Annotated in this window: 8 protein-coding genes; 2 read left to right on the top strand and 6 right to left on the bottom strand. The window is 46.7% G+C overall.

Annotated features, from left to right (window positions below; all coding sequences use genetic code 11):
* Positions 1 to 227: 227 nt before the first annotated feature.
* Positions 228 to 1,163, top strand: coding sequence for a pyrimidine-specific ribonucleoside hydrolase RihA (rihA, locus tag BZG81_RS12420; protein ID WP_077677523.1), 936 nt, complete (start codon positions 228 to 230; stop codon positions 1,161 to 1,163).
* A 135-nt stretch (positions 1,164 to 1,298) separates the two neighbouring features.
* On the opposite strand, the gene BZG81_RS12415 is transcribed toward rihA, so the two are convergent.
* The 5 genes from BZG81_RS12415 to BZG81_RS12395 all read right to left on the bottom strand — a co-directional run bounded on the left by BZG81_RS12415 (position 1,299) and on the right by BZG81_RS12395 (position 7,102).
* Entirely contained in the window at positions 1,299 to 2,882 is a 1,584-nt protein-coding gene (locus BZG81_RS12415) for a S8 family peptidase (protein WP_077677522.1), read from the bottom strand.
* 369 nt (positions 2,883 to 3,251) lie between these two features.
* A complete protein-coding gene (locus tag BZG81_RS12410; protein ID WP_077457301.1) occupies positions 3,252 to 3,755 on the bottom strand; it encodes a hypothetical protein in 504 nt (167 codons plus the stop codon).
* Between the two features lie 125 nt (positions 3,756 to 3,880).
* Positions 3,881 to 4,222, bottom strand: a complete 342-nt coding sequence (locus BZG81_RS12405; protein ID WP_077677521.1) for a hypothetical protein — start codon at positions 4,220 to 4,222, stop codon at positions 3,881 to 3,883.
* Between the two features lie 11 nt (positions 4,223 to 4,233).
* Entirely contained in the window at positions 4,234 to 5,553 is a 1,320-nt protein-coding gene (locus tag BZG81_RS12400) for an NAD(P)/FAD-dependent oxidoreductase (protein ID WP_077677520.1), read from the bottom strand.
* 112 nt (positions 5,554 to 5,665) lie between these two features.
* A complete protein-coding gene (locus BZG81_RS12395) occupies positions 5,666 to 7,102 on the bottom strand; it encodes a coniferyl aldehyde dehydrogenase (protein ID WP_077677519.1) in 1,437 nt (478 codons plus the stop codon).
* 276 nt (positions 7,103 to 7,378) lie between these two features.
* Between BZG81_RS12395 and BZG81_RS12390 the strand changes: the two genes are divergently transcribed.
* On the top strand, positions 7,379 to 8,374 hold the full coding sequence (locus BZG81_RS12390) for a chemotaxis protein (protein WP_021022971.1): 996 nt from the start codon (positions 7,379 to 7,381) through the stop codon (positions 8,372 to 8,374).
* Between the two features lie 120 nt (positions 8,375 to 8,494).
* On the opposite strand, the gene BZG81_RS12385 is transcribed toward BZG81_RS12390, so the two are convergent.
* Complete coding sequence (locus tag BZG81_RS12385; protein WP_198533656.1) at positions 8,495 to 9,883, bottom strand: alanine/glycine:cation symporter family protein; 1,389 nt, start codon at positions 9,881 to 9,883, stop codon at positions 8,495 to 8,497.
* Positions 9,884 to 10,129: the final 246 nt, after the last annotated feature.

The following is a 10,129-nucleotide window of genomic DNA, read 5'->3' as shown; positions in this document are numbered from 1 at the left end:
ATTAGATTGATTGAATTGTTTGCAAAACAATGCAACAACCACATTTTCGTTTGCTTGTTGTTGACAAATTGTAACTGTTTATATCTCATTTTTTGATGATAAATCACGCACATGTTACATCTCGCGCGACATGGCTGTTTAGCGAAAGGGATCACAAGCACAGTGCAGAAACACATTTATCCTAAGCATGATTCAACGGATATTTACCTCAACGGGATAGGTTGTTTATGAATGAACCCATTATTATTGACTGTGATCCGGGACATGACGATGCCATTGCACTGGTAATGGCTTGTGCATTACCGCAACTCGATATCAAAGCCGTGACGACCAGTGCGGGCAACCAAACCCCTGATAAAACGCTTTACAACGCACGGCGCATTCTCACCTTACTGCAACAATCACATATTCCCATTGCGGGTGGGGCACATAAACCGCTCACCCGTGATTTGATTATTGCCGATAATGTTCACGGCGAGTCGGGCTTGGATGGTCCTGAGCTGCCAGAGCCTATGATGGATCCTGATCCTAATAATGCTGTTAATCTGATGGCCAGTGTCTTAAAAAAAAGCGATCAGCCGGTCACCTTGGTTGCAACAGGTCCATTGACGAATGTGGCGTTACTTATCACTGCCTACCCTGATCTGACCAACCGAATTAAGCGGATTGTATTGATGGGGGGAGGCGTGACTTTTGGCAATTGGACACCCGCCGCTGAATTTAATATTTATGTTGACCCTGAGGCGGCAGACTGTGTTTTCCGTGCAGGGATCCCCATAACCATGTTTGGGTTAGATGTGACCCATCAAGCCCTAGTCAAAGATGAAGACGTGGCGTCTATCCGAGCCATTAATAATCCTGTCGCGCAAACTGTCGCGGGGTGGCTTGATTTCTTTATGCGCTACCATCGCGATCCTAAATGGCGACTTGATGGCTCACCGTTACATGATCCATGCACGATTGCGTGGTTAGTCAAGCCTGAGCTTTTTGACTGTGAATCCGTTTGGGTGGGTATAGAAACTCAGGGAGCACTGACAACAGGTATGACAGTGGTCGATCGTTATCAAGTTACAGGTAATCCAGCCAATGCCGAGGTTGCAATGGCAATCAACCGAGAAGGATTTATCGATTTACTGTGTAAGTGTATACGCCACTACAATTGACTGCTCTCCTACCTAAACGAAGAGGTTTTCGGCAAGTCTGATAAATAACGCGCGGATCATATCCGCGCGTTTAACTCGGTATCTTACCATTCATCACTTGTCGTGCGGCGAATGCTATTTATTGCCAACAAACGCCTAGTAACGGGCGGTCACGCTGACACCACTAAATGCTGCGTAGCCGTTTAACATCACATGATAGCGACCTTTCAGGGTGTTCTGCACGGTACACACTTCGCTATTACCGTAATTGTACGGTCGACAATCCCAGTTATTAAGGGTTGGCTTTGAGCCATAGCGCAGGTACAAATCAGCATCGCCTGAGCCGCCGCTAATATTCACCGTGAGGCGTTGCCCAGCGTCTACATCAACATAGAAGAAGCGCTGGGCGCCTTGCCCACCCGAAATATCTGTTAGCGCCTGACCATTTTTAAGCTCACCCTTAGGATCAGGCTCTGTACCGCAATTTGGCTCACAACTACTATCGGCTTGACTATACAACAGTTTGTTGACGGAGCCACGAGGGTCGTTAATTTTATCGACACTCGCGCGGTTGCTAATTAAATTCGCTAATTGTACAGGCGAAAGGCTGCTGTTTTCTTGTAGGTACAAGGCAGCAACCCCAGCAACATGAGGGGTCGCCATCGAGGTGCCGCTGATGGTGCGATAACTCCCATCATACCAAGCGGACTTTATGTCCGATCCTGGGGCGAACACATCCAAGCAGCTTCCCCAGTTTGAGAAGCTAGAGCGGGTATCGCGAATCGTGCTAGATCCTACAGTGACACCGCTTGGCTCTCGTGCAGGCGAACTATTACAGGCATCAGCATTGGAGTTACCCGCTGCTAGCATAAAACTCACGCCAGATTGTACCGCACTGGCAACGGCACGATCGAGCGCTGTTGATACGCCTCCACCTAGGCTCATGTTTGCCACTGACGGGCCATTCGCATTGGCTGCTACCCAATCGACACCACCAATCACACCGGACGTCGACCCCGAACCGCTACAGCTGAGCACCCTCACCCCGACAATATCGACATTTTTAGCGACTCCGTATTGACTACCGCCAATGGTGCCAGCCACATGCGTACCGTGGCCGTTACAGTCAGTCGCATCTTGATCGTTATCAACAAAGTCATATCCGGAGCGTGCACGACCACCAAACTCAACATGTGACGTTGTCACACCAGTATCAATAACATAAGCAGTGACACCTGTGCCATCAAAGTTAGTGCTGTAGTTGTTGTCTAGAGGAAGATTGCGCTGATCAATACGATCTAACCCCCAAACAGGGTTATTTTGGTTCGCGTCAGGGGTAATCACCGGGTCCAATGAAATGGTCTTATCTTGTTCAATAAAATCAACTTGCGAATCCATGCGTAATGCACGTAATTGTGCCGGTGTGAGCTTAGCTACAAACCCACTTAACGAGCGATCAAACACTTTTTCTACCTTAACCGCATGTTGGTTAACCATGCTAGACACGGCTTGTTGAGTAAAGGTTTTCAACGCTTGCGGATCATCACTCAGAGTCATTGGCTGCTTGAGTACCACGATGTACTGATCCTCAATCCCCCGGTTTTCCGCCGCAACCATCAATGGCGCTAGCGTTTGCTGCTGAGAGACGCCTTGTTTACCTTCATGTTGTTCAGATAGTGCTGTGGGTGATGCCGCCATCAGCGCCGACGCGACGCAACAGCTAAGAGCATGCTTTAACATATTGTATTCCTTACAATGGTTAAATGTATTAGCAATTATTGCCTACAAAAATCAACAATAACGCTTTAAAGCTATACAACTAAGGCTGTTTTTTCCGTAGTGAAAATCACTTTATTAAGGAGATTCATTAGTATTATTGACCTTTTTGTCAGCCAAACATTTTTTAACCAATYGTTTACAATGCGTTAATTGACTCAGCTCACTCACATCTAACACTTTTTAACTAGGCATTGTTAGTCCTTTATTTTAGACACCCACCACACTCTATATGAAAACTAAATTGGGACTCACAGCCTATTAGTGATCTCTGTGAACAGAAAAAAGCCAGCGGTTTCGCTGGCTCATTACATATTTCTTAATGCTTTTTTGTTAGGCAGATTCTTCGTGAATCAACACGCCGCCATCAAGCGCGCCCACTAACACATTAGGTACTTCAGTATCTGAAGACGTGACAGCGATACGCGTACCCGGCCCAATGGCAGAGATAGGCGCTGCAATCATTAAAGGGCCAAGTTCTCCTTGATAAGCGAGCTTCCATGAGGGCGCAGCCGCAGCGTGATCGTTGGCATAAAGTCGACACTTGTTTCTGTCCGGCTCAATTAAACAATCAAGGCCATATTCAATATCGTCATAAAAAAACGACCACTGATAATAGCCCGCATTAACGCTGCATGGGGTTTTGATAAAACTCAACGCCTCTGCGTTATCTTGGGTTAAGGTAATAAAGCGCTGCGCATCGGGCACCATCGCCAAATACCCCAGTGATTTGCCATTAGCATCGGTGACGGCGAGCTTTACCTCTTGCTCGACCATTGCTCGTTCATGATTGCTAATATCTGGCAGCATAGAATCGGGTTGTATTGAAAAAGCCATTGGGTTGCTCCCTTGGTTGCCCGCATCGATTTTAACACTTATGTAACAACCAAAGGTATAGATCAATTCCCCTAAAAAATTTAGTGATGTGATCGAATACTGTGTTGATGAATCGTCCTATGTGATCATAAAGCCCGGTTATTAAGCACAGATGAAGATATCGGCTGCAAAACTATTGCGGCCACTAACAAGCAGTACAGTGTCGCACCTATCGCCACCATCATCAGCATAACCCAATCGGCTGCACCATTGAGCATCGCAAGAGACGAACCAGTGAGGGTTGGCGTTAAGAGTGCACAGACAATCCCTACTACGATACTGAACACAATAGCGCGCTTGGCACTGCGTAAAGAGAAGCGACGCAAAATAGTTAACGACACGACAGGCACACATACTAAAAACAATAACCAACCCCAATAGGGAGCGGCTGAATACAGTAACACGGTAAAAATCGCGTCAATGGTCATATCTGCCTCCGTTAAATTTTTCCATCCAGCATCGCTTGATAGGCTGGTAGCAACATTTGCTCTTTCATGACCCAAGCCATCCAAGTTTCTTCTGTTGGACTAATAAAGGGAAAAGAAGGTAGCAATTTACCGCCGTAACCAAACTCAACCAACATGGCTTTACCGAACCCAGTAATCAATGGGCAAGACGTATAGCCATTAAAATTGGCTTCTAGAGGTTTATCATTAAGAAAGCTCAAAATATTGGCTTCGATGACTGGCACTTGCTTTTTCACGCTCGCAGCCGTTTTCGATAGCGGAATACCTGTTACATCACCGATACCAAATACATTAGGGAATTTTGGATGCTGTAGTGTATATTGATCCGCCGCCATCCATTCATCCTTATGAGGACCTTGTCCCCAAACAAGATCACTCCTTTTAACTACATCAGGCGCACTCATAGGCGGCACGACATGAATATAGTCATACTCTTCTTCAATGGTTGTCTCTTTTGCTCCTATTGCAAAGCGTGCTTTTTTACTGGCCACATCAATACCGATCAATGTTTTCTCATCACTGATGTCAACCCCTTGTTCACCAAAGCGTTTCATCACAAAATCGTTATAGACAGGGATTGAAAACAATCGATCTTTAAACGGCGTGGTAAAGTTCACATCAAATGCCTGCCGGCGCCCAGTTTGCTCAAGACGTGCGAGAGAAGTAAAGGTCATTTTAAGTGGCGCGCCTGCGCACTTGATTGGTGTGTTAGAAAGGGTAAATATCGCTTTACCCTCACCTTTATTCATAAAGTGTTTAAACGCCGTATCCGTTGCTAGTGCGCCCTCTGGCCCTGGATAAACGCTACCGATACCATGCTGACCAATCAGACGTTCATCCATTCCCTCAATGAGGGTGTAATTAAGTTGGGCGCCCATGGCAACGACCAATACGTCATAGCTGAGCTTAGTGCCATCCTCGAGTACAACTTGTTGTTGTTCAGGTAAAAACGCATTGGCATTTTGTTGGTGCCATTTTATCCCAGCAGGTAACCATTGTTCTGTTGTTGATAGGACTTGGGATGCTTTCCATAATCCAGATGCAACCAAAGTTTGTCCAGGTTGATATAGATGGCGCTGCCGTGCGCCCACTAACGATATTTGATCAGCCGAAAGGTGTTGAATAAGGCGATTCGCCAACGATATACCAGCAGCACCATTACCGACAATAACGACTTTGGCACGAGTCTGGGCGCGTGAAGGTAAGCTTGTCGGCATCAAGCTTATCGCTCCCGCTCCTGCTAGGAGTTTTAAAAACCGACGTCGCTCTTGATTCGAATTTTGATATCGCATAATCAACACCAACAATACTTAAGATAATACTTAATTAGTAGTATCGAATCAAAAAACACGCAATGTTATTGGACAGCTTTTGTGGTTTTATTCACAAATAAATCACGAGTAACTATCGCATCAACCACCAGCGCATTAAGCGTTTATACCAGCGGTTGTATGGCGGTTTAACTAAAAAGCTGGTGTCCCATCTATCACGGGTGAGCACGGTTTTACTGTGACTAAAGGTATAAAAGCCTTCAATGCCGTGGTAATGCCCCATGCCGGAATCACCAATGCCCCCAAAAGGCGCATCTTCTGCCGCGACATGAAACAAGGTTTCATTAATCCCCATGCCGCCGGCGTGAAGCTGTGTGGTGACCTGCGAGCGTTTCTCCGCATCATTACTCATCAAATACAAAGCGAGCGGTCGTGGACGTGCCTGAATATAATGCAGTGCCTCGGCAAAATCTTGATAAGTGACAATGGGCAAAAGCGGACCAAAAACCTCTTCTTGCATCACCCGCATGTCGTCAGTGACATGGGTCAGTAACTGAGTTGGCCAGCATCGTTTTTCTGCGGTCGGTATGGTTTTTTGATCGAGCGCACACCAGCGCCTCGCACCTTTATCTAACGCATCTTGCAGTGTTTCTTCTAGCCGCGTTACTTGAGTTTGGTTAACGATCTGGCTGTAGTCTTGGTTGGCCTCAAAATCAGGATACATGGCACGAAACGCTTGTTGGTAGGCGTGGATAAACGCTTCTTGCCGATGTTCAGGGCAAAGCACATAGTCGGGGGCAACACATATCTGCCCAGCGTTTAAGCACTTTCCGTAAATAAGCCGCGAGACGGCGACATCCATATCAATCTTATCATCAATGATCACAGGAGATTTTCCCCCCAACTCAAGGGTCACCGGCGTCAAATTATCAGCCGCAGCCAGCATGACCTGCCGTCCAACTTGGGTCGAACCGGTAAAAAATAGATGATCGAACTCTAATTCAGTAAAGCGACGCGACACTTCCACTTCCCCTTCAATCACGGCCACTTCCTTAGGGCTAAACACATCCGCGATGAGCTCGCGTAATACCCGATTGGTGTTCGGCGTGAACTCCGAAAGCTTGAGCATTACCCGATTGCCGGCCGCTAACGCGCAAATCAATGGACTGACTGCCAGCATGATTGGAAAATTCCACGGCACGACAATCCCAACTACCCCTTTTGGCTGTTGGTGTACCGCCAATTTGGTTCCGAGTAAGGTAATCCCAGGACGCCGTTTTTGCGGCTTCATCCATCGTTTTAATCGGCGACGGGTATAATCAATTTGGTGTATCAGTGGCAAAATATCAGCGATTTCGGTATCACCAAAAGCGCGGTGGCCGTAATCGTCGCTAAGGGCTTGTTGTAATACGTTATGGTGACCTTTTATTGCTCGACGAAGCCGCTTAAGGCTTTCAATACGTTGCGTATAGTCAGGAAACGCGTCTTGGTTGGCTATTGCTTTCTGTCTTTCAAACACAGAGCGCATATCGCGCACTCTTTCTAACCATTGATAACTGGACTCAGACATCCCTGCCTCCTATTTCCTCATGACGACTTCATTGATGACACAGGAACCAAAACAACGCAACTCGATACAGACACAACAATGAGTGGTACTTTCAGTGCTAATGTTAAAAGCCTGTGATTGGATGACGTATTTGATACATCAATTAGCGCGATAGGCCACAGATCATCGTTTGATTGATGCGCAAATATTGTCGCTTTAACGATCTCGGGCTTATACTGACCAAACGTAAGCTCACATCAGCGTTGCTCGCTGTTATCGAAAGGAAATGTGGTAGGCATGAATCACGAGCCATCAAAGAACGAAATACTAACGGAAAGTGGGACGAATGAGCTCGAAATCATTGAGTTCCACTTGATAAAACAACTTCCTGACGGTAGCACCAAAACTTGCTACTACGGTATCAATGTGGCCAAGGTTCGTGAAGTCATTCAAGTCCCTGAAACAACGGATTATCCCAATGCACAATCACACATGATTGGTGTGTTCTCATCGCGCGACAAGCTAACCCCATTGATTGATCTCGCTGGCTGGTTGGGGGTGCCTACACGACCAGAAAAAGATAACAAATTTGTCATCGTTACCGATTTCAACAATATGACCAATGGCTTTTTGATCGATAGTATCAGCCGCATTCATCGGATTTCATGGGAAGCCGTTGAGTCTCCTAGCCAGTTTTTAGAAGCTGGCGAGCAAGATTGTGTGGTTGCTGTGGTACGTAAAGACAAAAATCTGATCATGATCTTAGACTTCGAAAAAATCATCGCTGACATCAATCCTGAATTGAGCATGGAAAAATACGATGTCACTCAGGATAGAAGCGTCAATATATCCGAGTCTAGCGCTAAAAAACGCGAAGCTAAAACCGCGTTGGTCGTCGATGATTCCGCCTTTATTCGTAGTTTGATCGAAAACACCCTCCGCTCAGCCGGCTTTAATATTATTTCCGCCAAAGACGGTGGTGAAGCGTTCGAAAAACTGATCGAGTTTGAGCGTATATCAAAAGAAGAAGGCGTCGCCATCACTGAATTTGTCGATGCCATTGTCTCAGATGTTGAAATGCCCCGGATGGACGGTATGCACTTGGTCAAGCGCCTACGTGAAACAGACGCCTACAAAACCATGCCAATTATTATGTTCTCATCCATTATGAGTGAAGATAACCGCGCGAAAGCCTTGCAGCTCGGTGCAAACGACACCATTACAAAACCTGAGATTGGGCGTATGGTTAGCTTGGTTGACAAGTATGTGTTTGGTGCGCCGCTGGATGACTAACACATATACGCACGAAAGCATTGCCTTCTTCGATAGAAAACAGTCTACTTTGATAAAAAAGGCTGCCGAACATAGGCAGCCTTTTGATTTTGCTCTTTCGGCTATAACAAAAACAGCGGTTTAATGATGAGGCGCGCGAGACTGAACCTGGGCTGCCCCTTTATATGCCTGACTTGAAAAATAGGCTTTCGCCGCCTGATTGACTTTTGGTGCCAATAACAGCCCAGAGACCATCGTAGGAACCGCCATCAGGCCATAAGCGCCGATCAAGAATAAGAAGACGACATCCAATGATACAACCGCCCCTAACACCACCAATGAGAGATATAAGTACTTGTAGTACTGTCCTGCCGTTTCGCCAAACAGATAAACAAAACACTTATACCCGTAATACCAGAACGTAAATACAGTGGTAAAAGACAGCACCAAAACTTGTGCGGCTAATAGCCATGCACCAGGCGCACCAAATGCGGCTTTAAAAGCAGCCATCGTCAAACTGACACCTTGCATGCCGTCAGCCTGGTCCAATACCCCCGTAACTAAGATAACTAAAGCGGTACAACTGCATACAATTAACGTATCGATAATTGGCCCGAGACTTGCGACTAAGCCTTCGCGCACCGGTTCATTGGTTTTCGCCGCGCTATGAGCCATCACTTCAGTGCCAATCCCTGCTTCATTCGAGAAAGCGCCTCGACTGACACCAACAATAATCACACTGATCAAGCCACCAAACATAGCATCAGGCGAAAAGGCGCTAGCAAAAATGGATTGAAAAACCGCCGGCACACGCTCTGCGTTGAGCAGCAAAGCTACAATCGCCATCACCATATAACTTCCAGCCATCAGGGGAACCAGTGCGCCAGCAACGTCCGCAACCCGCTTCAAGCCGCCCCAAATCACCAACCCGACAAAAATAGCCAAGACAATACCCAGCCCCCACGAAAAGGCCGTACTTTCTAGCCACTCAATCCCTGGAAACAGTTGTGTTTGGACTACCGCGCCGAGCTGATTAATCTGAAAAGAGGGAACAAAGCCCATTAATCCCGCGATAGCAAATAACACCGCGAGCCATTTAAACTTGTTACCCAAGCCATTACGCACCGTGTACATGGGTCCGCCATGTACACGACCTTCGCTGTCTTTGTGGCGATACATCACGCCAAGTGTGCAGGTATAGAATTTCGTCGACACACCCAGTAATGCAGTTAACCACATCCAAAATACCGCGCCAGGACCACCCGCACTGAGCGCCAAAGCGACGCCAGCAATGTTGCCCAGCCCAAGCGTCCCCGACAAGGCAGCTGCCAAGGCCTTTCGATGCGATAAGTCACCATGCCCCGAGCCATCATCAACCTGCCCTGTAAGGAGTTTTAAACTGTGCCCCATATAGCGAAATGGCGTAAACTTGCCGTATAGGGTAAAAAAGATCCCTCCCCCGACAAGTAAGATGAGCATGGGCTTTCCCCAAATAAAGCCGACGAAGGCATTAATCCATTCTTCAAGCATCTGCGAATTCCTTCCTTTGATTGTGCAGCCATCGCTCAGCGCCTACCACAAGCCAGCGAGTCACGCCCAGCTACAAATAGTTAGAGTACAAAATAAAAACAAACATGGCGTGACTAAAAACGCATTCAAATTACGACTATAATCTTACATGAGCGATATCTTTGCCGCGAATTCATGATTTTTATCACATAAATATTGGCTTTGATGTCGCCGTTACAGGCTTTATTTGATTTGAGAGCGAAACAG

Origin of the sequence: Salinivibrio sp. MA607 (genome assembly GCF_001996245.1) — a bacterium.
In the GTDB taxonomy this organism is placed as follows: Bacteria; Pseudomonadota; Gammaproteobacteria; order Enterobacterales; family Vibrionaceae; genus Salinivibrio; species Salinivibrio costicola.
The sequence above is the reverse complement of the archived record's forward strand: the minus strand, read 5'-3'. Positions and strand labels throughout refer to the sequence as shown.

Bases quoted from the DNA above. Each gene is read 5' to 3' on its own strand.
- BZG81_RS12415 (WP_077677522.1), bottom strand. From the start codon at position 2,882: ATGTTAAAGCATGCTCTTAGCTGTTGCGTCGCGTCGGCGCTGATGGCG.
- BZG81_RS12390 (WP_021022971.1), top strand. From the start codon at position 7,379: ATGAATCACGAGCCATCAAAGAACGAAATACTAACGGAAAGTGGGACG.
- BZG81_RS12385 (WP_198533656.1), bottom strand. From the start codon at position 9,883: ATGCTTGAAGAATGGATTAATGCCTTCGTCGGCTTTATTTGGGGAAAG.
- BZG81_RS12400 (WP_077677520.1), bottom strand. From the start codon at position 5,553: ATGCGATATCAAAATTCGAATCAAGAGCGACGTCGGTTTTTAAAACTC.
- BZG81_RS12410 (WP_077457301.1), bottom strand. From the start codon at position 3,755: ATGGCTTTTTCAATACAACCCGATTCTATGCTGCCAGATATTAGCAAT.
- rihA (WP_077677523.1), top strand. From the start codon at position 228: ATGAATGAACCCATTATTATTGACTGTGATCCGGGACATGACGATGCC.
- BZG81_RS12405 (WP_077677521.1), bottom strand. From the start codon at position 4,222: ATGACCATTGACGCGATTTTTACCGTGTTACTGTATTCAGCCGCTCCC.
- BZG81_RS12395 (WP_077677519.1), bottom strand. From the start codon at position 7,102: ATGTCTGAGTCCAGTTATCAATGGTTAGAAAGAGTGCGCGATATGCGC.